Source organism: Roseivivax marinus (assembly GCF_900109705.1).
GTDB lineage: Bacteria > Pseudomonadota > Alphaproteobacteria > Rhodobacterales > Rhodobacteraceae > Roseivivax > Roseivivax marinus.
Window position 1 is genome coordinate 195,181 of record NZ_FOAI01000007.1, and the last position, 22,854, is coordinate 218,034.

At 70.1% G+C, this 22,854-nt stretch carries 18 protein-coding genes; 8 read left to right on the forward strand and 10 right to left on the reverse strand.

Annotation, left to right across the window (positions count from 1 at the left end; genetic code table 11):
* The first annotated feature begins 16 nt into the window (after window positions 1-16).
* A complete protein-coding gene (locus tag BMX29_RS10980) occupies window positions 17-973 on the forward strand; it encodes a Bug family tripartite tricarboxylate transporter substrate binding protein (protein ID WP_092812683.1) in 957 nt (318 codons plus the stop codon).
* Between the two features lie 76 nt (window positions 974-1,049).
* Here the strand turns inward: BMX29_RS10980 and BMX29_RS10985 are convergent, their stop codons facing one another.
* Together BMX29_RS10985 and BMX29_RS10990 are read right to left on the reverse strand one after the other, a co-directional pair.
* Window positions 1,050-2,042, reverse strand: a complete 993-nt coding sequence (locus tag BMX29_RS10985) for a D-2-hydroxyacid dehydrogenase family protein (RefSeq protein ID WP_092812686.1) — start codon at window positions 2,040-2,042, stop codon at window positions 1,050-1,052.
* A complete protein-coding gene (locus BMX29_RS10990; RefSeq protein WP_092812689.1) occupies window positions 2,032-3,159 on the reverse strand; it encodes an AbrB family transcriptional regulator in 1,128 nt (375 codons plus the stop codon). The genes BMX29_RS10985 and BMX29_RS10990 overlap by 11 nt, the downstream gene beginning before the upstream one ends.
* Window positions 3,160-3,337: 178 nt before the next feature.
* On the opposite strand from BMX29_RS10990, the gene BMX29_RS10995 reads away from it, so the two are divergent.
* Complete coding sequence (locus BMX29_RS10995; RefSeq protein ID WP_092812692.1) at window positions 3,338-4,285, forward strand: LysR substrate-binding domain-containing protein; 948 nt, start codon at window positions 3,338-3,340, stop codon at window positions 4,283-4,285.
* A 3-nt stretch (window positions 4,286-4,288) separates the two neighbouring features.
* Here BMX29_RS10995 and BMX29_RS11000 read toward each other — a convergent pair whose 3' ends face one another.
* From BMX29_RS11000 to BMX29_RS11010, 3 genes are all read right to left on the reverse strand, one after another.
* On the reverse strand, window positions 4,289-5,104 hold the full coding sequence (locus tag BMX29_RS11000) for an enoyl-CoA hydratase/isomerase family protein (RefSeq protein ID WP_092812695.1): 816 nt from the start codon (window positions 5,102-5,104) through the stop codon (window positions 4,289-4,291).
* On the reverse strand, window positions 5,101-6,489 hold the full coding sequence (locus BMX29_RS11005; protein WP_092812697.1) for an MmgE/PrpD family protein: 1,389 nt from the start codon (window positions 6,487-6,489) through the stop codon (window positions 5,101-5,103). The genes BMX29_RS11000 and BMX29_RS11005 overlap by 4 nt, the downstream gene beginning before the upstream one ends.
* 127 nt (window positions 6,490-6,616) lie before the next feature.
* Entirely contained in the window at window positions 6,617-7,414 is a 798-nt protein-coding gene (locus BMX29_RS11010) for an SDR family NAD(P)-dependent oxidoreductase (protein WP_092812700.1), read from the reverse strand.
* A 413-nt stretch (window positions 7,415-7,827) separates the two neighbouring features.
* On the opposite strand from BMX29_RS11010, the gene BMX29_RS11015 reads away from it, so the two are divergent.
* The 6 genes from BMX29_RS11015 (at window position 7,828) to BMX29_RS11040 (ending at window position 16,623) form a co-directional block, all read left to right on the forward strand.
* On the forward strand, window positions 7,828-8,991 hold the full coding sequence (locus BMX29_RS11015) for a PrpF domain-containing protein (protein ID WP_092812703.1): 1,164 nt from the start codon (window positions 7,828-7,830) through the stop codon (window positions 8,989-8,991).
* 45 nt (window positions 8,992-9,036) lie between these two features.
* The gene (locus BMX29_RS11020; RefSeq protein ID WP_092812706.1) at window positions 9,037-10,182 is read left to right on the forward strand and encodes an acyl-CoA dehydrogenase family protein; all 1,146 of its coding nucleotides are present in this window, start codon (window positions 9,037-9,039) and stop codon (window positions 10,180-10,182) included.
* A gap of 13 nt (window positions 10,183-10,195) precedes the next feature.
* On the forward strand, window positions 10,196-12,328 hold the full coding sequence (locus tag BMX29_RS11025; protein WP_092812709.1) for an acetate--CoA ligase family protein: 2,133 nt from the start codon (window positions 10,196-10,198) through the stop codon (window positions 12,326-12,328).
* Complete coding sequence (locus BMX29_RS11030; protein WP_092812711.1) at window positions 12,325-14,409, forward strand: acetate--CoA ligase family protein; 2,085 nt, start codon at window positions 12,325-12,327, stop codon at window positions 14,407-14,409. The genes BMX29_RS11025 and BMX29_RS11030 overlap by 4 nt, the downstream gene beginning before the upstream one ends.
* Before the next feature lie 244 nt (window positions 14,410-14,653).
* Entirely contained in the window at window positions 14,654-15,421 is a 768-nt protein-coding gene (locus BMX29_RS11035; protein WP_092812714.1) for an SDR family NAD(P)-dependent oxidoreductase, read from the forward strand.
* Window positions 15,422-15,438: 17 nt separating this feature from the next.
* Complete coding sequence (locus BMX29_RS11040) at window positions 15,439-16,623, forward strand: acetyl-CoA C-acyltransferase (protein WP_092812717.1); 1,185 nt, start codon at window positions 15,439-15,441, stop codon at window positions 16,621-16,623.
* 3 nt (window positions 16,624-16,626) lie between these two features.
* Here BMX29_RS11040 and BMX29_RS11045 read toward each other — a convergent pair whose 3' ends face one another.
* From BMX29_RS11045 to BMX29_RS11065, 5 genes are all read right to left on the reverse strand, one after another.
* Entirely contained in the window at window positions 16,627-17,874 is a 1,248-nt protein-coding gene (locus BMX29_RS11045; RefSeq protein ID WP_342342388.1) for an MFS transporter, read from the reverse strand.
* Window positions 17,875-18,027: 153 nt separating this feature from the next.
* Window positions 18,028-18,594, reverse strand: coding sequence for a PqiC family protein (locus BMX29_RS11050; protein WP_092812719.1), 567 nt, complete (start codon window positions 18,592-18,594; stop codon window positions 18,028-18,030).
* 5 nt (window positions 18,595-18,599) lie between these two features.
* Window positions 18,600-21,455: an MlaD family protein gene (locus tag BMX29_RS11055; RefSeq protein ID WP_175471177.1), complete on the reverse strand. Its 2,856-nt coding sequence runs from the start codon at window positions 21,453-21,455 to the stop codon at window positions 18,600-18,602.
* Window positions 21,452-22,105, reverse strand: a complete 654-nt coding sequence (locus tag BMX29_RS11060; protein ID WP_092812787.1) for a paraquat-inducible protein A — start codon at window positions 22,103-22,105, stop codon at window positions 21,452-21,454. Before BMX29_RS11060 ends, BMX29_RS11055 begins: the two co-directional genes overlap by 4 nt.
* The gene (locus BMX29_RS11065) at window positions 22,066-22,743 is read right to left on the reverse strand and encodes a paraquat-inducible protein A (protein ID WP_081749780.1); all 678 of its coding nucleotides are present in this window, start codon (window positions 22,741-22,743) and stop codon (window positions 22,066-22,068) included. The genes BMX29_RS11060 and BMX29_RS11065 overlap by 40 nt, the downstream gene beginning before the upstream one ends.
* Between the last annotated feature and the right edge of the window lie 111 nt (window positions 22,744-22,854).

Below are 22,854 nucleotides of genomic sequence, written 5' to 3' on the forward strand. Positions count from 1 at the left end.
AAGTGGAGGAGAGAAGATGAGACATGTACTGAGCCTCGCGACAGCCCTGGCCGTCATCGCAGGCGCCGCCGCGGCGCAGGACGACTATCCCAGCGGTCCCGTGACGTTGCTCGTGCCCTACAGCCCCGGCGGCTCGACCGACCGGACCGCGCGGGCGCTGGCCACCGTTCTGGAAGAGAAGTGGGGACAGCCGCTGGTGGTCGAGAACCGCCCCGGCGCGGGTTCCATGATCGGCACCGCGGCGCTGGCGCAGGCCGAGCCCGACGGGCAGACGCTGCTTCTGAACACCGCGACCTTTGCCACGGCCCCCGCGATCCAGACCGACTTGCCCTTCGACCCGCGCGAGGACATCACTCCGATCACCATGGTCGCCACCAGCCCCTACGTCGTGGTGGGCGGCGCCGAGGTCGAGGCCGAGAACTTCGCCGACTTCCTCGCGGAGGCCAGGGAGGACCCGATGTTCTTCGCCACCGCGGGCGTCGGCAGTTCGAGCCACTTCACCGCCGAGCTTCTGGCCCAGCAGGCCGAGCTTCCGGGCGATGTCGTGCACTTCTCGGGTGGCGGCGATGCCAACACCCAGCTCATGGGCGGCCACGCCGACATCTACATCAGCACCACGGCAAGCGTGATGCCCTACGTCAACAACGGGCAGGTCAAGGCGCTCGGGGTTCTCGGAGCGGAACGCTTCGAGCTTCTGCCGGATGTGCAGTCCAGCGGCGAGAACGACGTCGAGGGCATCGACATCAACGGCTGGGTCGGCATGTTCGCGCCCGGTGGCATGGACGCCGAGCTGGTCGAGACGATCAACGCGGACGTCAACGAGGCCATCCGGTCGGATTCGTTCATGCAGCTTCTGGAAGAGAACTTCGTGCTGCCTGGCGACACCACCGCTGACGAGTTCTCGCAGATCGTCTACGACGAGATGGACACGTGGGCCGGCCTTGCCGAAAGCCGCGGCATCTCGGCCCAGTAACGCGACAGCCACTCACGGAATGCAAAGGCCCGGTCGCGCGACCGGGCCTTTTTGGTGGTGACGGGGCAAACCGGCGTCAGCCCTCCAGAACCCGCTTCGGCGCCCCGTCGAGCCAGCCGTCGAGATTGTCGACGCAGTCGCCGTAGAAGGCGCGGAAGGTCTCCTGCGTGGCGTATCCCAGGTGCGGCGTCAGGAGCGCGTTGTCCATGTCGCGGATCGGGTGGTCGGCGGGGAGCGGTTCCTGGTCGTAGACGTCGATGCCCGCGCCACGGATACTGCGTGTTCGCAGGGCGTCCAGCAGCGCGTCCTGGTCCACGAGCGGCCCGCGCGACGTGTTGACCAGAATCGCATCGGACTTCATTCGACCGAGGTCTTCGGCACCCACGATGCCAAGGGTCGAGGGGCCCAGGACCAAATGCAGCGAGATCACGTCGGCCTCGGCGAAGAGCGTCGCCTTGTCGGCGTACTCGGCACCGCCCTCGGCCGCGCGTTCGGTCGTGAGGTTGGGGCTCCAGGCGACGACGTTCATGCCGAAGGCCCGCGCGACGCCCGCCATGCGGCTGCCGAGCTTGCCTAGGCCCACCAGTCCGAGCGTGCGGCCATAGAGCGCCGAGCCCAGCCGGGACTGCCACGCCCCCGCGTGCATCGCCGCGTTTTCCTCGGGGATGCACCGCATAAGCGCGATGATGTGCCCCCAGGCCAGCTCGACCGTGGCATAGATGCCGTTGCCGCTGCCCTCGGTGGTCATGACGGTGATACCGAGGTCGCGGGCGGTCTCGTCGTCCAGCGTGCGGTTGCGCCGCCCGGTCATCGCGATGGCCTTGAGGTCGGGCAGTGCGCGGAGCACGTCACCCGGCATGGGCGTGCGCTCGCGCAGAAGGCAGATCGCGTCGTAGGGCGCCAGCGCTTCGGCCACGCCGCCCGCGGGCAGGGGATCGGTCAGGAAGGTCAACTCGGCGCGGTCCTCCAGCCGGGACCAGTCGGCCATCCGGTGGGCCACGCCCATGTAGTCGTCGAGAACGGCGATCCGGGCCTTGCGGTCGCGGGGCAGGGGGCGGTCATCTGGCATCGGTTTTCTCCGTCTTCGGGGTGCGGGCCTCGTAGCGGCTGATGAGCCGCACGAGCCAGGGAATGCTCGGCATCAGGATGAAGATGCGGGTCAGGTGAAAGCTGGTGATGAGCGCGACGTTCTGACCGAGGAACTTGGCGGTCAGGGCCATTTCAACCACTCCGCCGGGCGCCGCGCCAAGAACCATCGTGCGCCAGTCGAGCCCGGCGGCACGCCCGATCAGGATGGCCCCGCCAGAGCACAGAATCAGCACCAGCAAAGTTGCGCCGAGAAAGGCCGCCGCCATGCGCCCCGCCGCACCCATCAATTCGCGCCGGAAGGTGGAGCCGAGCCACGTGCCCAGCACAACCTGAGCTAGCGCCAGCACCATGCCGGGGAACGGCGCCGGGGCGTGGTCGGTGACCGCGAGCAGCGCGCAGACCGACAACGGCCCGAGAAAGTTCGGGTTGGGGACCCGCAGCCTGCGGAACGTCGTGGCGGCGGCCACGCCGATGGCCGCAAGCAGGGCGAGGTTCATGGGATCGACCGGCTCGATCCGGACGAAGGCGCGGCGGGCATCGGGCCAGCCGTCCAGGGCGTAGAGCGCGAAGGGCAGGGCGACCACCACTGCCGACAAGCGCAGGGTCTGGGACAGGACCACCGGCATCGGATCGATGCCGGCGCGGATCGCCATGCCTGCGGCCTCGACAGGGCTCGTAGGCACGCCGCAGAGAAACGCCTGGGCGAGGCTGATCCCCGCCAGCCGCGACAGGATCAGCGCGACCACGAAGATGCAGAGCCCGGTCATGAGCGCTGTGCCGACGATGGCCGGCGCCAGCTGGACAAGCATCGCGAAGGCCTCGGGCGAGAAGGCCAGCCCGACCTGGCAGGCGACGACCACCTGCCCGAAAGGCCGGATGCCGGTGGGCACTCCGACCCGGATCGCGCCGGAGACGAAGATCGCGGCCGAGATCACCAGGGGGCCGATCATCCACGGCAGGGGCGCGCCGAGCCGTTCGAAGGCGAGGCCGCCCAGGGCGGAGAGCGTGAACAGCAGGGCCAGCCGCGCGAGGCGCGCGGCGCCGTTACCGTCCGACCGGCGGCCGTCCGGTGCGCGCTCCTCGCTCTCGCTCGTCATGGCTGGACCGCCGTTCTGGTTCCGATCCCGGAACCGCTCCTCCGGGCCGGGACCGATCCCGGCCGCGCCGCGCGGCGCGGGCCTCCTCCAGCCCGCACCCACTTGGCGCAGCTTCGGGTTTAGCCTAACCTGTGCGAAAGTTGACTGGCTAATAGTCGCCCAAGGGAAACCTCAGATCATGCAAGAGCGCCGCCTGAACCTTCCGCTCAATCCGCTCCGGGCGTTCGCCGTGGCGTCGCGGCACAAGACATTCACCGCCGCCGCGCGCGAACTGGGCGTGAGCCAGGTGGCGATCAGCCGGCAGATCACGATCCTCGAGGACTACCTGAATGTCAGCCTGTTCGAACGGGGGGCGCGCTCGGCCAAGCTGACCGACGTGGGCCGCGCCTTCGGGCTCGAGATCGCGGGCCTTTTCGACGATCTCGAACGGGCGACGCAGCGCATGATCACGCGCGAGACCGAGAGCACGGTGAACCTGCGCGTCCACCCGACGATGGCGCATCACTGGCTGATGCCCAAGCTCAACGACTTCACCCGCGCGCATCCGGACATCCGGGTGCGCTTCGACACGAGGGTCGAGCCGCTGGACTTCCGCGGCACGCATCTCGATGTGGCGGTGCAGCTCGGCACCGGCGCCTGGCGCGACGCGCGCTGCCGCAAGCTTTTCGACGAGGATGTCGACGTCGTCTGCAGCGAGGATTACCTCGCCACGATGCCGAAGCTCGACGCGCCCGACGACGTGACCGAGGGCGAGCTTCTGCATTCGCGCTACCGCCGCCGGGCCTGGGAATTCTGGGCGGACGCGGTGGGCGTGTCGGTGGACTACAACCGCGGGACCGAGTTCGACACCTCGCTCCTGACCTTCTCGGCCGCGCAGCAGGGCTTCGGCCTCGCCATCGGCCAGCTTGGCCTGCTCGACGACCTGATCGCCGAGGGCAAGCTGGTGCGTCCTCTCGAAATGCGGATCCCCACCGGCGCGGCGTTCTACGTCGTCTGGCCGACCACGGTGTCGGTCAACGTGAAGACCAAGAAGTTCATAGACTGGCTTCTGGACGTGGTGGGTCAGCCGCGGGAGTTCTTCACGTCCACGCCGGCGTCCGCGACCGCCGCCGCCCGTCCGGCCTGAGTCCTACTTGCCGGATTTCTTGAGGAAGTCCTCGACCGACGCGCGGTGTTCGGCCGTGGTGTAGCAGATCGCCTGCGCCTCGCGGCCAAGCGCGAAGATCTCGTCGTCCGAGCTCTCGAACGTCCTGTCGAGAATCGACTTGGTCAGCGCGATGGCCGCCGGGGCGCCGTGGCTGAGCTCCTCTGCCCAGGCCTGGGCGGCGGCCTGCAACGCGTCCGGCTCGGCCAGGCGGTCCACAAGTCCGAGCCCGAGCGCCTCCTCGGCCTCGACCACGCGGCCGGTCAGGATCAACTCCTTCGCCTTCGGCAGCCCCACCCGACGCGGCAGGAAATACATGCCGCCTCCGTCCGAGACGAGGCCGCGCTTGATGAAGCTCATGCAGAGTTTGGCGCCCGAGGCCGCGATGATGAAATCGCCCGCAAGCGCCATATCGAGGCCCAGTCCGAAGGCCGCGCCGTTGACCGCCGAGATCACCGGCTTCGACATGCCGTGGATGACGGCGATGCCGCGATGGGTGCGCTTCTGCCGCTGCCAGCCATTGAAGGCGACCTTGCCTGCGGGTGCCTCCAGCCGGTCGCGCATCCCCCCTATGTCGCCGCCCGAACAGAAGCCCTTGCCGGCCCCCGTCAGGATAACCCCCCGAACCTCCGGGTCGGCGTCGGCCCACTCGAAGGCCGCGATCAGTTCGGCGCGCATCTGGTCGTTGATGGCGTTGCGCACCTCGGGCCGGTCGAGCGTGATCGTTGCGATGCCGTTCGTGAGGCTCACGGTGACAAAGTCCGCGGACGGGGTGCCGGAAGGCGGGCTCTGGTCGTTCATGGGGCAGTCCTTTCTGCGGTCTTCTCGTGGGCGGCGTGGCTCTGGCGAAGGGGAATCGGGCCGGGAAGGGCGTTCTCCTCGAGGATCCTGCGCCGCAGCGCGTCCCGCGCCGGGGCCTCCAGCGCGCTCGCGGCCAGCTCGTCGAACTTGGCGATCAGCTCGACATCGGAAAGCGGATCGTCGGGATCGCCCTTGCGCGTCTGCTGGTGATGCTCGAGCATGCGGCCGTCGCGCAGCGTGATGCGCAGCCGGGCCTGCCGGCGGCGCGGGTAGAGCGCGGCGATTTCCGGGTCCTCGTGAACGCGCACGCGGGTCATGGTCTCGCGAATGTCGGGCCGGGCCAGCGCGTCGTCGGCGAAGGCGGCCAGTCGGACCTCGTCCAGGTGCAGGAGCGCGCCGACGCAATACTGGACGCTGAAGCGCGCGTCGCGGGCGCTCTCCACCCGAAGCCGGTCGCAGATCGAGGCGGTGGGCCCGTAGCCGTGGACCTCGATCGTCTCGACGTCTTCCGGGGCAAAGGGTGTCTCCGCCCGCATTGCCCGCAGGCCGTCCAGTGTGGGAAAGATGTGGCCGCAGCAGCCGTGGTTCTTGAACGTCATCGCCGAGATGGGCGTCCACTCTCCGAGGCCCGCCAGCGCGGTGTTCCAATCGCCGGTGCTGTCGCTGGTGGCCGCGGCATAGCCGTGGGGCGCGTGCAGACTGTCGAGTGATCCGGTCAGGCCGGCGCGGGCGGCTTGGCCCGCGAGGACGCCGGCCTCGGCCGCATGGCCGCAATGGAGTGCCTTGGTCAGACCGTCGCCCTGCACGTTCTCCTGGTGACCGCCGGCAAAGCTCGTGGCAATGGCGATGGCGTGGGCGATCCCCTCGGCGTCGCAGTCGAGGAGCATCGCGGTCGCGGTGGCCGCGCCCATCGTTCCGACCGTGCCGGTGATATGCCAGTTTCGGTAGTGGCTCGGCTGCAGCGCCATGGCCATACGGCAGCCGACCTCGTAGCCGCCGATCACCGCCCGCTGGAAGGCATCGAACGACTTGCCTTCGGCCTGCGCCACGGCCAGCGCCGCCGAGATCGTCGGGCTGCCGGGATGGTAGCCGCCGTCGCGGAAGATGTCGTCGAACTCGGCGGTGTGGCTCGCCGTTCCGTTCAGGAGCGCCGCGTCCCGTGCGCTGCCGGCGCGTCCGTCGACATAGCTGATCGCACCACCGGGGCCCCGCGCGGAAGCAAGCGTCGCGGAGAGCGCGACCGCCGGTCCCTCGACGCAGCCGGGCAGCATCGACGCAGCCCAGTCGAGCACCGCGCGCCGGGTGTCCCACGCGGTCGCATCGTCGATCGGCGCGGCGCGCCAGTTCGCGGCAGCTCCGGCCAGTGTGGTCAACGGGTTGGTCATCGGGTTCCTCTGCGTGGTTCGGCCCCTCGGTGGCGCGGTGTCCCCATCCTCGGACACCGGCCGCCCGTTTCAACTGACGCTTTGTTCTGCTCAGCCTGCGCAACCGTTAGTCTGCCGCCGCGCACGGTCAGCCCCTCTTGAGCAGCAGGCCGCCGTCCACGGGCAGAAGGACGCCGGTGATGTAGCGGGCTTCGTCCGAGGCGAGAAACACCGCCGCGTCGGCCACGTCCCAGGCCGATCCCATGAACCCCATGGGCACCAGCGCGTCCCGCTCGGCCCGGATCTCGTCGCGGCTGCGGCCGCTTTCCTGCGCCCGGCGCTCGATCGCCATGGGCGTGTCGATCAGCCCCGGCACGAGGACGTTGGCGCGCACCCCCGCGGCGGCGTTTTCGGCCGCGACGTGCTGGGTGAAGGTGTTTATCGCGCCCTTCGAGGTCTTGTAGGCCACGGTTGGACGTGCGGAAAGCGACGAGGTCGACGAGATGTTGATGATCGCCCCCGCACCCTGCGCCCGCATCACCGGCAAGGCGTGCTTGCACATCATGAACATCGACTTGAGGTTCAGCGTCATGATCCCGTCCCAAACCTCGGCATCCAGATCGCTGGTGGGCCGGTCTCCCTTGGACATGCCGACGTTGTTGTGAAGGATGTCGAGGCGGCCGTATCGGTCGCAGGTGGTCTCGATCACGCGGCGGCAGGCGTCCTCGTCGGTCACGTCGGCCGCGCAGACCGTGGAAGCGCCGGCATCGTCGCCCATCTGCTCCAGCGTGTCGCGGGCCCAGTCGCCGTTGCGGTCCACGAGAAGGCAGGTCGCGCCCTCCTGTGCGAAGCGCAGCGCGGTGGCCCGGCCGTTGCCCGGCGTCGTGCCGGGCTGTTGTCCCGCCCCGGTGATGATGGCGATCTTGTCGGCCAGCCTGCGTGCCATGACGGTCCCCCGGAGCGAATTGCGTTTCCCTCTGCGTAGCGCGACGGGGCGGCGGGCGAACCTGACCAGAACTCAGGTTTGACCAAGCGCCGATCCGGTGCCGGCCGCGCGGGCCGCCCGCACGCGCATGGCGCCACCGTCCCGGCAGACGCTCCGAACGCATGGAAAACAATGGTCAAAGGGTGGGCGGCGGAGCCTGACGTCCATGCGCGCCGGCCGCGGCGACACCTGATCTCTGGTTATGGCTCCGTCACAACCTGTCACTTTCCGGGGGCGGTCTTTCCCGGTCTACCTGAGTGCGGAGGAGAGGTGCGCGGATCGCGGTGCGGCACCAGAGGACGCGGGAGGACACCCATGAGACCCATATCCCGAGCATTCGCGGCCCGGCGGGCTTGCGCCAAGGTGGCGATGCGATGACGACAGCCCTCAACATGCGCGGCATCGACACGCGGATCATCCGGGGCGGATCGTCCAAGGGCGTCTATCTTGACGTCCGCGACCTGCCGCCGCCGGGACCGGAGCGCGACGCGATCGTGCTGCGGGTCTTCGGTTCGCCCGACCGGCGCCAGATCGACGGCCTCGGCGGCGCCGACAAGCTGACCAGCAAGGTCGCGGTGATGGGGCCGCCCACCCGCGACGACTGCCATATCGACTACTTCTTCGGGCAGGTGAACACCGAACTGCCGCGCGTGGACTGGTCGTCGAACTGCGGCAACCTCTCGGCGGGCGCGGCGCTTTACGGCGCGCTCACCGGCGCGGGCCGGGTCGTGGGCGACACGGCCTACGTCAACGTGCACCAGGTGAACACCGGGCGGCGCCTCGTGACCACGGTTCCGATGAAGGACGGCGCACCCGCGGTCGAGGGCGATTTCGAGATCGGCGGCGTGCCGGGAAGCGGTCCGCGCATCGACGTGGACTTCGCAGATTTCGCTGGCTGCGCGCTGGGCGGCGGTCTCCTGCCCACCGGTCAGCCGCGCGACCGGTTCGACGTGCCGGGCATCGGCCCGCTGGATGTGAGCGTGGTCGACATGGCCAATCTGCTGTTCTTCGTGCGGGCCGAGGACATCGGCATGGATCCGACAGCGTCCATCTGGGACATGCAGGCCGACACGGCGCTCGTTGCAAGTCTCGAGGCGGTGCGGAAGGCAGTTTCGGCCGAGATCGGCTTCATTACCGGGCCCGAGGCCGACGAGACCCTGCGCGTCAGCACGAACCCGTTGATCTTTGCCGTGGCGCCGCCCACCGCCTACGCCGCGAACGACGGCCGGCCCGTGGCACCGGGCGACCACGACATATTCGCCCGCTCGCTGGCACGGTTCGAGTTCTCCAAGGCCTATCCCGGCTCGGGCGCGGCCGGAACGTCGGTGGCCGTGGGTGTGCCCGGCACCCTGCCGCACGAGGCGGCGGCCGGCCTCGATACCGACTCCGGCGCCTACACCTTGCGCGTCGGCCACCCCGGCGGCGTGCTGGAGGTCGCGGCCGAGGTCCGGCCCGGCGACGGCGGCCATGACGTGCGCCGCGCCCTGATCGGTCGCACCGCGCGCCTGCTCATGCACGGCACCGCCTATTATCCCTAACCGCACGCCGCCACCCGGCACGACATCTCCGAGGAACACGACCCCATGCATTTCGGCCTGACCGACGACCAGACCGCCCTGTCCGAAGCCGTGCGCAGTTTCGCCCGGAAAGAGCTTGCCGACGGCGCGCTCGACCGGGCCCATGCCTCCGAGTTTCCCTGGGACGTGGCCCGTCAGCTGTCCGAAATGGGCCTCATGGGTATCACCGTGCCGGAGGCGGATGGCGGCGTCGGCGGGTCGCTGATGGACGCGGTGCTGGCGATCCAGGAACTGGCGCTGGTCTGTCCCAAGAGCGCCGACATCGTGCAGGCTGGCAACTTCGGCCCGATCCGGACCTTCGCGGAATACGCCAGTGACGCGCAGAAGGACCGTTGGCTGCCGAAGCTCCTGTCGGGCCAGATGCTGATCTCGCTGGGGATGAGCGAGCCCGACGCGGGCTCTGCGGTCACCGAACTCAAGACCTCCGTGCGCGAGGAGGGTGAGCACGTGGTCGTCAACGGCTCCAAGGTATTCTCGACCCACTCGCCCACAGCCGAACTGTTCCTGATCTACGTCCGCTTCGGTCCCGGCACCGGCAATATCGGCTCGGTCCTGGTCGAGCGCGGCACGCCGGGGTTCACTGTCGGCCAGCCGTCGCGCTTTCTCAGCGGCGAGGAATGGTCGCCCCTCTACTTCGAGGATTGCCGCATCCCGAGGGAGAACGTCCTGCTCGGCCCCGGCGGCTTCAAGAAGCAGATCGCCGGCTTCAACGTCGAACGCATCGGCAACGCGGCGCGGGCGCTGGCACTCGGGCGGCATGCCTACGAGGTCGCGAGGCAGCATGTCACCGACCGCACCCAGTTCGGCAAGCCGCTCTGCGAGTTCCAGGGCCTGCAATGGAAATTCGCCGAGATGGCCGTGCGCCTCGATGCCGCGCAGCTCCTGCTCTACAGGGCCGCGAGCGGGGCGGATGACGGCCTGCCGTCGGCCTACGACACGACGGTGGCCAAGCTTGCCTGCAACGAGGCCGGCTTCCACGTGGCGAACGAGGCGATGCAGGCCATGGGCGCCTACGGCTACAGCACCGAGAGCCTCGTGGAATACTGCGTCAAGCGCACCCGCGGTTGGATGATCGCGGGTGGGTCGATCGAGATTCTCAAGAACCGTATCGCCGAGCACGTGTTCGAGCGCCGCTTCGATCAGCGGGCCTGAGGTGGGATACGACATGACCACCCCGGACTGGCGCACGGCGCTTCTGCGACCGGACAGCGTTGCGCTTGTCGGCGTGTCGGACGACCCGGGCAAGACCTCGGGCCGGCCGCTTCGGTTCCTGCGCGCGGCAGGCTTCGCGGGGCGCGTCCACTTGGTGAACCCCGGTCGCGACACCGTGCAGGGAGAGCCCGCGGCGAAGTCGCTGTCGGACCTGCCCGAGGTGCCCGACCATGTGTTCATCCTTACCGGCGCCGACCGCGCACTCGATACCCTCGAAGATTGCGTGGCCCTCGGCGTGCCGGTGGCGACCATCTTGGCATCGGGGTTCTCCGAGGCCGGAGCGGCGGGCGTCGCGCACCAGCGGCGCCTCGACGCCATCGTCGCGAAGGGCCACACACGCGTGCTCGGCCCGTCAAGCATCGGCATCGCGAACCTTCATGCCGGCCTGACGCTGACCGCGAACGCTGCTTTTGCCGAGCCCGACCTGCCGGTGGGCGGTGTCTTCGTCGGCTCGCACAGCGGCAGCCTTATCGGGGCGCTGCTTTCGCGCGGAGCGCGTAAGGGGCTCGGCTTCGCGGGACTTGCCTCGGTGGGTGGCGAAAGCGACCTGTCCATGGGCGAGATCTGTTCCGCCACGCTCGATGACCCCGACGTCACCGGCTACCTGCTGTTCCTCGAAACCATGCGGCACGCGGATGATCTTCGTGATTTCGCCCTTGCTGCCGCGCGGCGGGGCAAGCCGGTCGCCGCCTACAAGCTGGGTCGGTCCGAGGCCGCCGCGGAACTGGCCGTGTCGCACACCGGCGCGCTCGCCGGGGCGGACGAGATGGCGGACATGTTCCTCGACGCCTGCGGCATCGCGCGCGTGGATACGTTCGAGGGGCTGCTCGAGATTGCCCCGCTGCTGACCCGCGTTCCGCCCCGCGGGGATGCCCGCCCGCGCCAGGTCGGCGTGGTCACGACCACGGGCGGCGGAGCGGCGATGGCGGTGGACCAGGTGTCCCTGCGCGGGATCGACGTCGTGCCCCCGTCCCAGGCGACCCGCGCGCGGCTCGCAGAGGCAGGGGTCGACGGCGGTGCCGGCCGGATCGTGGACCTCACGCTGGCCGGCACGCGCTACGACGTGATGAGCACGGCGCTCGACGTCCTGCGCCGCGCGCCCGAGTTCGACTGTGTGCTGGTGACCGTGGGCTCGTCCGCGCGGTTCAATCCCGAACTGGCGGTGCAGCCGGCGGTGGACGCCATCGACACGCCCGGCCATCCGTTCGCCGTGTTCCTCGTGCCGGACGCGCCCGACGCGGCGCGGCGTCTCGCGGCGGCGGGTGTTCCCTCCTTCCAGTCGCCCGAGACCTGCGCCGACGCGCTGGCGGCGGCGCTGCATCGCCGGGCGCCCCGCAGTGCTGCCGCTCCTGCACCGCCCGAGGGCGGCAAACTCCGCGCGCTGGACGAGGCCGAGGGCTACGCTCTGCTCGCCGGCGCGGGCTTGCCCGTCGCGCCTTACGTCGCCCTCGATGCCGGTGCGCCGGTGCCGTCTTTGCCCTTCGACTACCCGGTGGTCGCCAAGGTGCTGGATGCCGGGATCGCGCACAAGAGCGACGCGGGCGGTGTGGTTGTGGGCCTGCCCGATGCGCCGTCCCTTTCGGCCGCCATGCAGCGGATCGGCACCGATGTGCGATCCGCCCTGCCGGGCTTGCGCGCCGACCGTATCCTTGTGCAGCAGATGTGCCGCGGCGTGGTTGAGGTCCTGGTCGGCATCCGGCGCGATCCGGACGTGGGACCCGCCGTGGTGCTCGCCGCAGGCGGGATCGACGCGGAACTCTACCGCGACGTCGTGATCCGCCCGGCGCCGGTCGGCCTCGAGGAGGCCCGCGAGATGATTGCCGCCCTTACCGCAGCGCGGCGGCTCAACGGCTGGCGGGGCAGGCCGCGCGGCGATCTCGATGCGCTCGCCTCAGCCATCGCGGCAATGTCGCGGTTGGCGCTATCGACCGCGCCGGTGGTCGAGGAGGCCGAGATCAATCCGCTTCTCGTGCGGGCCGAGGGCGAAGGGGTGGTCGCTCTCGACGCCGTGGTGCGCCTGCGCGATCCCGATCAGCCGGACAGGGCTGCCCGCGAACTGAACCGACAGACCGGAGACACGACATGACCGCCGAGATCCCGTTTCCCGACGATATCTGCGCCACCCTTTTCGCGCCGAAGAGCGTTGCGGTGGTCGGCGCCTCGGCCGACCCGACCAAGACCGGGGGCCGCCCGGTCCACTACCTGCAGAAGCACGGCTTCACCGGTGCGATCTACCCGGTCAATCCGAAGGTCGAGAAGATCGCCGGGCTTGCCTGTTATGCTTCCGTTTCCGATCTGCCGGAGGCGCCGGACGTGGCCATTGTGCTTCTTGGTGCGGCGCGCGCCGCCGACGCGGTGCGTGACCTCGCCGCCAGGGGCACGCGAGTCGCGATCGTTCTTGCCAGCGGCTTCGCCGAGGCCGGAGCGTCCGGTGCCGCGCGGCAGGATGGCCTACGCGCGGCCGCCGGCGACATGCGTATCCTCGGACCGAACACGATCGGCGCGATCAATCTTGCCGACGCCATCGTGCTGTCGGCCAGCGGCGCGCTCGAAGGCGAAGACCTGCCCGTGGGCGCCATCTCGGTCGCTTCGCAGAGCGGCGGCATCCTCGGTGCGCTCCTGTCGCGGGGAGCGGCGCGGGGGATCGGCTTCCGCCGTCTGGCGTCCACGGGCAACGAACTCGATCTCGATATCGCCGACCTGATCGACCATTACGTCCGCGACCCCGATACCCGCGTCATCGCCGCCTATGTTGAGGGCATCCGCTCGGTCGATCGCTTCCGCGCGGCGGCCGAGCGGGCGCGCGCCGCGGGCAAGCCGCTGGTGGTCTACAAGGTCGGCCGCTCGGAGTCCGGGGCGCGCGCCGCCGTGTCCCATACCGGGGCGATGGCGGGCGAGGACCGGGTCTATGACGCGCTCTTCCGGCAGGTCGGTGCGATCCGCGCGCAGACCTTCTCGGACCTTCTCGACGTGCCGGCGATGCTCGCAACGGGCCGCCGTATGGCCGGCCCGCGCGTGGCGGTGCTGACCTCGACCGGCGGGGCGGGCAGTCTGATCGCGGATTCGTGTGGTGTGGCGGGGCTCGATGTCCCGGAACTCGACGCCGCGACCGCCGTGCGTCTGCAGGAGATCCTCGGGGAAGAGGCGCCGATGACCGGAAACCCGGTCGACGTGACGCTGGCCGGTGTGAAGCCCGACATCATGACCGCCGCGACCGAGGCGTTGCTGACCTCCGACAGCGTGGACGGCGTGGCGGTGGTCGTGGGGTCGTCGGCGCTGGCGCAGCCCGAGATCGCGGTGGGCGCGATCCGAGCGGGGGCCGCGCGCAGCAACAAGCCGCTGATCGCCTATGTCAGTCCCCACGCGCCGCACATCGCGCTTGACCTGAACCGTCAGGGCATCCCGGCGTTCACCGCGCCCGAGACCTGCGCAACGGCGTTCCTGGCCGCGTCGGCGCGGTCCGGAGGCGCCGCCGCTGCGGTGGCTTCGGCGGCGCCGATTGCCTCCGACCTGCCTGCCGGGCCGATGGACGAGATGGCGGCGCTCGGACTCTTTGCCGACCACGGCATCCCCAACCCCGGCCTGCGCCGGGTGACCGACGCCGCCGGCGCGCGCGCGGTGGCTGCCGAGCTGGGCGGGCGCGTGGTGCTCAAGGTCCTGTCGTCGAAGATCGCCCACAAGTCCGACGTGGGCGGCGTTAAGGTGGGGCTCACCCCCGACACGGTGGGCCCCGCGCTGGAGGACATGGCCCGAGGGCTCGCCGCGCAGGGGCTGCCGCACGACGCCTTTCTCGTCGCGGGCATGGTCGGCGGCGGCGTCGAGCTGATCGCCGGCGTGCGGCGCGACCCGCAACTGGGGCCGATGCTGCTGCTCGGGGCGGGCGGCGTGCTGGCCGAACTGACCGACGACACCGCGATCCGCCTTTTGCCGATCACCCGCGCCGATGCCGAGGAGATGGTCGCGGAACTGGCGATCTCGAAGCTGCTGGCGGGCTATCGTGGCGCCGCGCCTCACGACGTCCCGGCGCTGGTGGACGCGGTCATGGCGCTCGGACAACTGGCCGCGTCTCTCGGAGACCGGCTCTCGGAGGCCGAGATCAACCCGCTCTTCGTCATGCCGGAAGACGAGGGCGTCGTTGCGGCGGACGGGCTGGTGATACTGACCTAGCCCGGCGTGGGGCGCAGGGGCCGCGCCGGTTGGCAAGGCGAGGTTCCAGTCCGCGCGACCTCGGGCGTCCGGCACGGGGTCATGTCCTGCAACCCTGCAACCCTGCCCGCCTTCGGGGGCCGCCGCCAGCGCGTCGACGGCACCGGGGCTGGAATCCGCCGCGCCCCTGCGCCAAGCTGAAGCGCGGAGGAGGACCGCGACCGGGGTGCGCGATGTGCGCGGCCGTCGCGGAGCAGGAGGTAGAATGCAGATTTCCGACAGGACGGTGCTGGTCACCGGGGGCGGCTCGGGCCTCGGTGCCGCGGTGTGCGCGATGGTCGTCGCGCAAGGCGGCCGGGCGGTGATCCTCGACGTGAACGAGGAGGGCGGTGCCGCCACCGCCGAGTCCCTCGGCCCCAATGCGATGTTCCAGCGCACCGACGTCACCGACGAGGCGCAGGGGCAGGCCGCCATCGCCGCCGCCCTCAAGGCGTTCGGCCGGATCGACGGTCTCGTCACCTGCGCGGGCATCGCTCCGGGCGAGCGTATTCTCGGGCGGAACGGGCCTCACGGCCTCGACAGTTTCGCACGGGCGGTGACCGTCAACCTCGTCGGCACGTTCAACATGCTGCGCCTCGCGGCCGAGGCCATGGCCGAGAACGCGCCCGGCGCGGACGGAGAGCGCGGGGTGATCGTCACCACTGCCTCGATTGCCGCGTATGACGGGCAGATCGGGCAGGCGGCCTATGCCGCGTCCAAGGGCGGCGTGGCCGCGCTGACCCTGCCCGCCGCCCGCGACCTCGCCCGCCACGGTATCCGGGTGGCCTGCATCGCGCCGGGCATCTTCGAGACGCCGATGATGGCGGGCCTGCCGCAGGAGGTGCAGGACAGCCTCGGTGCGTCGGTGCCGTTCCCCTCGCGCCTTGGCAAGCCCGAAGAATACGCCGCCACCGTGCGCCACGTCTTCGAGACTGCGATGCTGAACGGCGAGGTGATCCGCCTCGACGGAGCGCTTCGGATGCCGCCCAAATGACCGAGAGGAGAGAGACCATGTCGGACCCCATCGTCATCGCAGGCTCTGCCCGGACGCCCATGGGCGGCTTTCAGGGGGCGTTGTCACCGATGCGCGCGGCAGAGCTGGGCGCGGCTGCCATCGGCGCGGCGCTCGACCGCGCGGGTGTTCCGCGCGCAGACGTGGACGAGGTGCTGATGGGCTGCGTGCTGCCCGCAGGGCAGGGGCAGGCCCCGGCGCGACAGGCAGCGCTGGGTGCCGGGCTGCCGGTTTCGGCGGGCGCCTCCACGGTCAACAAGATGTGCGGCTCGGGCATGAAGGCCGCGATGCTGGGTCACGACCTGCTCCGCGCGGGGTCGGCCCGGGTGGTGGTCGCGGGCGGCATGGAGAGCATGTCGAACGCCCCTTACCTTCTGCCGAAGGCGCGGGGCGGGATGCGGATGGGCCACGGCGCGGTCATCGACCACATGTTCCTCGACGGTTTGGAAGACGCCTATCGCCGCGAGACGCTCATGGGCGTCTTCGCGGAGGATTGCGCGCAGGAATACCAGTTCACCCGCCAGGCGCAGGACGCCTACGCCATCGAATCGCTGACCCGCGCGCAGGCGGCGATCTCGGGCGGCAGCTTTGCCGACGAGATCGTGCCGGTCACCGTGTCGCGGCGCGGGCAGGACACCGACGTCGGCATCGATGAACAGCCGGGAAACGCGAAGATCGACCGCATTCCCGACCTGCGCCCGGCCTTCCGCGAGGGCGGAACGGTGACCGCGGCCAATGCCTCTTCGATCTCGGACGGGGCGGCGGCGCTGGTGCTGATGCCGGAAGGCGAGGCCGAGGCACGGGGCGTGACGCCGCGCGCGCGCATCGTCGGCCACGCGACCCATGCCGACGCGCCGGAGCGCTTCCCGACCGCCCCGGTCGGCGCGATCCGCAAACTGCTGGACCGCGTGGGATGGAGCGTGGCGGACGTGGACCTCTTCGAGATCAACGAGGCGTTCGCGGTGGTCACGATGGCGGCCATGCGCGACCTCGACATCCCGCACGACAAGGTCAACGTCCACGGCGGCGCCTGCGCGCTTGGTCACCCCATCGGCGCCTCCGGCGCCCGCGTGCTGGTGACCCTGCTCAACGCGATGGACAAGACCGGTGCGCGGCGTGGCGTCGCGTCGCTCTGCATCGGCGGGGGCGAGGCGACGGCCATGGCGGTGGAGCGCTCCGGCTGACCCTCAGGCCGTCGCGCGGCGGCCGCGACGGGCCAGCGCCGACGTCTCGGGCGTGGCCGAGCGCGGGAGCGGGATCGGGGTGAAATCGGTCTTGTCCGCGCGCGCGACACCGGCCCGCGCCCGCAGCCGGACGATGGCGAAGAGGATCAGCGCGAGGTGTCCGGCCCCGGTGGTCCAGAACAGGCTTTCCGGGCCGATCCCGGTCATCGCGAAGCCCGCCGCCGTGGGACCGATGATGGAGCCGATGCCGAACACGAACAGAAGACCGCCGCTGACCTGAAGGCCCGAGCCCTCGGGGGCGTGATCGTTCGCGTGGGCGACGATGGTCGGGTACATTGAGAACACGGCCGCGCCGAACACGGCGGCCACGATCAGCACGGTGGTGGGATCGCTGACCGCCCCGGTGATGAAGACCGCGTCGGCGCCGAGGCCGATCAGCGCCACGCCGATCAGCACCAGACGGCGGTCGAAGCGGTCCGACAGCTCGCCCACGGGAACCTGCGCCACGGCGCCGGCGAGAAGGGGCACGGACGCGAACAGCGCCACCTGTTTCAGATCAAGGCCCAGCCGGGCCGCGTAGACCGCCGACAGCGCGCCGAACGCGCCGTTCGACATGCCCACCATCAGCACCGAGAACACCGCGATGGGCGAATTGCGCCAAAGCCCCGGCAGGTCCAGCGACACGCTCGTCAGCGCCGTGGGAGAGGCGGTGGCCGAGACCGCCGTGGGCAGGAGCGCCAGGCAGTAGAAGATCGCGGCGACCACGAAGAACGCGAATCCCGACGGATCGCCGAAGGCGAGCGAGAACTGCCCGGCCGTTGTCGCGGCGAGGTTCACCATCGTGTAGATTCCGAAGATGCGCCCGCGCGCCTGCCGTCCGGCGCGCTCGCTCAGCCAGCTTTCCACGATCATCGCCGCCCCGGCGAAGCAGAAGCCCGAGAGCCCGCGCATGGGTGTCCAGACCCACGGACTGACCAGCAGCAGAGACACCAGCACCGTGATCGCGGCCAGTGCGCACATGGCGCCGAACGCGCGGATATGGCCCACGCGCGCCACCAGTCGCGGCGTCGCCACGCAGCCTGCGACGTAGCCCAGCGCCCAGCCGGTGCCCAGCAGGCCGAGAGACGCGGCGGTGAAGCCCTCGATCTCGCCGCGGATGGGCAGCAGGAGGCCATGCATCCCCCCGGCGAACAGAAGGAAGGCCGACCCCAGCAGGAGGGCCGCGACGGAGGCGAGGCTGCGCAGTATCATGACGGACCGAATGGGTAACGTGGCGCCCGGCGGGCGCCTGCGGCGGCAGCCAAACACCGGAACGCGGGCAGCGCGCAAGCCCGGAAATGCGCGCGATCCGAGCGATCGGCGGTGCGTCGCGCGCGGGCCGCACGGGGCGGCCCGCCAAAGGTCTCAGAGGCCCCGGCGTGCCACGGTCTCGGCCAGCTGGCTGACCGCGGCGCTGCGCGCGGCGGCAATGGTCGCGGCGCTGTCCGGGGTGGCCATCGGCACCTCGATCGAGAAGCTGCCCGAGCGATTCCGGCCGCCCTCGTCGGGGGCGACGAAGTATTGCCCGGCAAGCCGGAACGTGCCCGCGTCGGTGGCCAGCATGTCCTCGATCCGCACGTCCACCTTGGCGGCAGCGTAATCGCGGTAGGGCCACGGCTCCGGCGCGACGGTCGCGCCGGTGATCTGGCCAAGGTCGCGCGACAGCTGCAACGTCATCGCGCGGGCCGGATCGTCCGCCCAGAGCGGGCCGAGGGGGGTGATCGCACCGCCGGCATCGGCGGCGTAGATCTCCTCCGACGCGGCGTAGAGCGGCAGCGTCACCTCGACCACCTCGAGCGTCGGGTAGGCCGAGGCCACGCGCACCGTCGGCGTCGAGGCAGGGGTGGCAAAGCGCTGGTCGGGCCCGCCGCAGGCCGCGAGCGTGCCGGCGGCGAGCGCGATGAACAGGAAGCCGGTCGTGCGGTGGGTCATGTGTCTTACCGTCCCAGGATGAGCGAGTTCGGGTTGCGTTCGATGGTTCGGGCTAGCCGCTCGATGGCGTCGGCCGCCTCGGTCACCTGCCGGATCGCGGCGCGGGTGTCGCGCGAGAACTGCGCGTCCTCGTCGTAGGCCCCGAGCGTCGTGCCGGCCTGGTTGGCGAGCTGCTGCAGCTGCGCCGACAGCGCCGGAAGCGTCTGCGCCGCGCTCTGGATCGACTGCGCCGCACCGCGTGCCGAGGCCAGCGTGGCGTTCGCGTTCTCGACCACGCCGCCGTCGCGAAGCTCGTCCAGCGTTGCCTGCACCGAGGCCAGCGCCTCGTTCAGCTCCTGCGGCAAGGCGCGTGTGCTCTCCTGTGAGATCAGCGCGTCGGCTGATGTCACGAGCTCCTGAACCTGTGCCACAAGCTGATCGATCTGCACCTCGCCGGCGCCCTCGACGATGCCGCGGGCCTCCTCGACGATGGCGGGCAGACCATCGGCGGCGGCCTCCACGTCCTCGACGGCGCGGATCACCTTGCCGACGGCGTCCTCGGCCTCGACCTGCGCGAGCAGCCGCGACAGCGTCTGTGCGGTGGTGTCGAGTTCGGTGAGGATGTCGCCGACCTGGGTGGGCAGGGTCCGCACGGCCTCGCTGTCCACGACACCGCGGGCGGAGGTCAGGATGCCGCGCAGCTCGGCCGGAACCGCCTGCACGTCTTCGTCCGCGACAAGGCCCTCGACCTGAGTGATCAGCGTTTGCGACGCACGCAGAAGGTCGGAAACCTGCGTCGCGATGGCGTCGAAGGGCAGGTCGCCAGCCTGGCCGATGACGCCCTGTGCCTCATCCAGCAGAGCGGGCAGACGGTCGGCGGCCTGACCGATCGAGGCGACGGCCTGAGTCAGCGTCTCGGCGGTGCCCTGAGCCTCGACCTCGGCCACGACCGAGTTGATCGAGGCCGACGTGGCCTGCAGCTCGTTCAGGAGCGCGGTGACCTCGGCGGGCAGACCCTGCACGCCCTCGCTGTCGACGACGCCACGCGCCGAGGACAGAAGGCCGCGCAGTTCGGTCGGCACGCCCTGGACGTCCTCGCTGCGGATCAGCTCCTCGACCGTGGTGACGGCGGTCTGCGTCGATTGCAGCAGCGCGGTGATCTCGGACGACAGATCCTGCAACGGCACCTCGTTGGCGCCGGCCAGCAAGGTCTCGGCTTGCTGAAGAAGGCCGGGCAGTTCCTCGGCGGCGGTGCCGATGCGCGCGACAGTTTCGGTGAGGGTCGTCGCGGTCTCGGCTTCCTCGATCTCGGCGAGGACCGTGTTCAGACGGTCGGCCGAGGTCTGCACCTGCTCCAGAAGATCGGACACCTGCATCGGTATGTTCTGGACCGTATCGCTCTGGGTCAGGCCGCGGATCGCCGTGAGGATGCCGCGCACCTCGCCCGGGGTTTCCTGCAGGTCGTCATTGCCGATGAAGGAGGTTGCCTGGTTCATCAGGTCGATGGCCGACTGCATGACTTCCTCGATGGGCAGGTCGGCGACGCGCTGCAGCGCACCCTGGGCCGAGGCCTGCACGTCCGTCACCTCGGCGGGTGCGGTCGGGATCAGCGGGAACGGCTCCGCGTCGAGCTGAAGCTCAGCCTCGCTCGCCTCCGGGAACTCGTCGAGCACGATCTTGAGGCCGCCGGTGATGATCGAGGCGTTGGTCAGCTGCGCGCGCAGGCCCTCGGCGATACGGTCCTCGAGATAATCGAAGAAGGCATCCTCTCCGGCATCGTCGTTCAGGCCCAGCCGCGACGGGTTGATCCGCGCGCTGACCAGCAGCCGCACCTCGTTGTCCCCGAAGCGATCCGAGTCCACGAGGCCGGTCAGGCTCGAGACCTCGCCGACGCGAAGACCGCCCAGTTCGACCGCGGCGCCGGCCGAGAGGCCCGACAGGTTCTCGTCGAAGACGAACGAGACGTCGACCGCCTCGCCCTCGCCCTCCACGAGGAAATCGTCACGGGCGGCTTCCTCGTCGGAGAACAGCTCGTATTCGACGCCCTCGGTGATCGGCTCGCCGCCCGATCCGAGCGTCGCGAACGTGACGCCGCCGGTGATGAGCGAGGCGAAGCTGTCGAAGTTCAGGCGCGCGCCGCCGGTGCCCAGCGAGAAGCTGAAGCCCGAGACGTCCCAGAACCGCGTCGAGGTGGACACGAGGTCGGTATAGTCGGCGTAGATGACCGCGTCGGCCGACACCGTTGCGCCGCCCGGATCGATCTGGCCGGCGTCCACCATGCCGACCTCGACGCCCTTGAACACGATGGGGGTCTTGGCGGTGGGCAGGCTTTGCGTCGACGTCAGCGTGAACTGCACGCCCTCCTGAGCGGCGCCGAGAAGCGGCTCGGACGACAGCCCTTCGAAATCGTAGGCCTGCTGGCCGGCCTCGCTGTCCCAGGCACCCTGGATGTAGACGCCGGACAGAACGGTATCGAGGCCCGACACACCGCGTGCCGACACTTCGGGACGCACGACCCAGAACCGGGCATCCTCGTCGATATATTCGGCCATCGACTTCTCGACCCGCACCGAGACGACCACGTGCTCGAGACCCGCGTCGAAGCTGACCTCCTCGACCACGCCGACACCGATGTCGCGGTAGCGCAGCTCGGTCTCGTCGGCGGTGATGCCGGCGGCGTTCTCGAAGGCGATCTCGATCACCGGACCCTGGTCGTTGTAGTTGCGCCACGCCGCACCGAGCGCGATGGCCAGCGCCACGATGGGGATCAGCCAGACGATCGAGACGCGCTCCCAGATGGAGCGGCGCTCGTGCTCGACCGGCACGGGGCCGGGCTGGCCGCGATCCTCGGGACGGTCGGTGTCGGTGGGGGTATCGTTCACTGGGTGTCGTCCCGTCTGTTCTTGCGTGCCCGGTCCCAGATGAGCCGGGAGTCGAAGCTCTGCGCCGAGAGCATTGTGAAGACCACCGACAGCGCGAAGGTCAACGCCGCGGGGCCCGGAGTGATGGAGGCGACCGAAGACAGTTGCACCAGTGCCGACAGGATCGCGACGACGAAGACGTCGATCATCGACCAGCGGCCGATGAACTCGACGATCTCGTAGACATGCTGGCGCCGCGTCGGCGGCACGTGCGATCCGCGCCGCGCCGAGATGGCGAGAAAGGCGATGGCCATGAACTTGCCGACCGGGATCAGCACGCTCGCGATGAGGATGATCGCGGCGATGCCGTAGGCGCCGTGGTGGGCGATCTCGACCGCGCCGCCGACGATGGTGTTCGACGAGCTCTGCACCAGCGTCTCGGTCACCAGCATCGGGTAGAGGTTGGCGGGGATGTAGCAGACGAGGCCCGCGATCCACCATGCCCAGACCTTCTGCAGGCTGGCGGTGTCGCGCGACACAAGCCGCGCGCCGCAGCGGCCGCACCGCTCGGTCTCGGCGGGCCAGACCCGCGCGCAGGCGCGGCAGGCCACGAGGCCTGCCTCGCGGGCGGTCACTCGCGCGGACGTTCCAGAGACTTCCATACCGACCATGTGCAGAGATAGTTGTCGTTGAAGAGGACGATCACGACCAGGACCGAGAACATCCAGAAGGCGGGGCCGAAGCCGATCTGCGCGAGGTCGGCCACCTTGACCAGGGCTACGGCGCAGCCGATCGCGAAGATCTCGGCCATCGACCACGGCTTGAGTTCCTGGCTCCAGCGGAAGGCCCGGCGGGCGTGTCGCGCGGGAGGACGGTCGAAGACGACGGGCGTCAGGACGTAAAGGATCAGCAGCATCCGGACCAGCGGCACCACCACGATCACCGCCGCGGTGGCCAGCCCGAGAAGCGCCATCGGCCCGGTCTCGAACGCCGTCGCCGCATCGAGGATCGAAGCCGAATTGCCAAGGCCCAGCCGGTGGATGTCGAGGAACGGAAAGAACATCGCCGAGACCACGAGGATCAGGACCGCGACGGTCAGCGCGATGATCCGCATTCCCGCCTTGCGCTTGGGCGAGATCAGCACCGTGTGGCAGCGGTCGCAGACAGCGCGGCCCCCGACGGGAGGCATCTGCGCGACGTAGAGCGCGTCGCAGGACGGACACGCTATCAGCTCTTCGAGCGGGTGCCCGAGAGCGGTGCGTCCGGCGCGCGGATCGTCGGTGTCGAGAGAGGCGGCAGCGTCTGTCATTGTCGCGCGAGTCTTGTGTTTCGGGGGCGTGAAGTCCAGCCCGGCAGGCGCACGGTGCTGCGACCTGTCGCATAGTTGATGCACGCAGGATGCATGTTTCGCGACATGCGG

Excerpts from the sequence above, each read along its gene's own strand:
- BMX29_RS10980 (WP_092812683.1), top strand. The coding sequence starts at position 17 with ATGAGACATGTACTGAGCCTCGCGACAGCCCTGGCCGTCATCGCAGGC.
- BMX29_RS10985 (WP_092812686.1), bottom strand. The coding sequence starts at position 2,042 with ATGCCAGATGACCGCCCCCTGCCCCGCGACCGCAAGGCCCGGATCGCC.
- BMX29_RS10990 (WP_092812689.1), bottom strand. The coding sequence starts at position 3,159 with ATGACGAGCGAGAGCGAGGAGCGCGCACCGGACGGCCGCCGGTCGGAC.
- BMX29_RS10995 (WP_092812692.1), top strand. The coding sequence starts at position 3,338 with ATGCAAGAGCGCCGCCTGAACCTTCCGCTCAATCCGCTCCGGGCGTTC.
- BMX29_RS11000 (WP_092812695.1), bottom strand. The coding sequence starts at position 5,104 with ATGAACGACCAGAGCCCGCCTTCCGGCACCCCGTCCGCGGACTTTGTC.
- BMX29_RS11005 (WP_092812697.1), bottom strand. The coding sequence starts at position 6,489 with ATGACCAACCCGTTGACCACACTGGCCGGAGCTGCCGCGAACTGGCGC.
- BMX29_RS11010 (WP_092812700.1), bottom strand. The coding sequence starts at position 7,414 with ATGGCACGCAGGCTGGCCGACAAGATCGCCATCATCACCGGGGCGGGA.
- BMX29_RS11015 (WP_092812703.1), top strand. The coding sequence starts at position 7,828 with ATGACGACAGCCCTCAACATGCGCGGCATCGACACGCGGATCATCCGG.
- BMX29_RS11020 (WP_092812706.1), top strand. The coding sequence starts at position 9,037 with ATGCATTTCGGCCTGACCGACGACCAGACCGCCCTGTCCGAAGCCGTG.
- BMX29_RS11025 (WP_092812709.1), top strand. The coding sequence starts at position 10,196 with ATGACCACCCCGGACTGGCGCACGGCGCTTCTGCGACCGGACAGCGTT.
- BMX29_RS11030 (WP_092812711.1), top strand. The coding sequence starts at position 12,325 with ATGACCGCCGAGATCCCGTTTCCCGACGATATCTGCGCCACCCTTTTC.
- BMX29_RS11035 (WP_092812714.1), top strand. The coding sequence starts at position 14,654 with ATGCAGATTTCCGACAGGACGGTGCTGGTCACCGGGGGCGGCTCGGGC.
- BMX29_RS11040 (WP_092812717.1), top strand. The coding sequence starts at position 15,439 with ATGTCGGACCCCATCGTCATCGCAGGCTCTGCCCGGACGCCCATGGGC.
- BMX29_RS11045 (WP_342342388.1), bottom strand. The coding sequence starts at position 17,874 with ATGATACTGCGCAGCCTCGCCTCCGTCGCGGCCCTCCTGCTGGGGTCG.
- BMX29_RS11050 (WP_092812719.1), bottom strand. The coding sequence starts at position 18,594 with ATGACCCACCGCACGACCGGCTTCCTGTTCATCGCGCTCGCCGCCGGC.
- BMX29_RS11060 (WP_092812787.1), bottom strand. The coding sequence starts at position 22,105 with ATGGTCGGTATGGAAGTCTCTGGAACGTCCGCGCGAGTGACCGCCCGC.
- BMX29_RS11065 (WP_081749780.1), bottom strand. The coding sequence starts at position 22,743 with ATGACAGACGCTGCCGCCTCTCTCGACACCGACGATCCGCGCGCCGGA.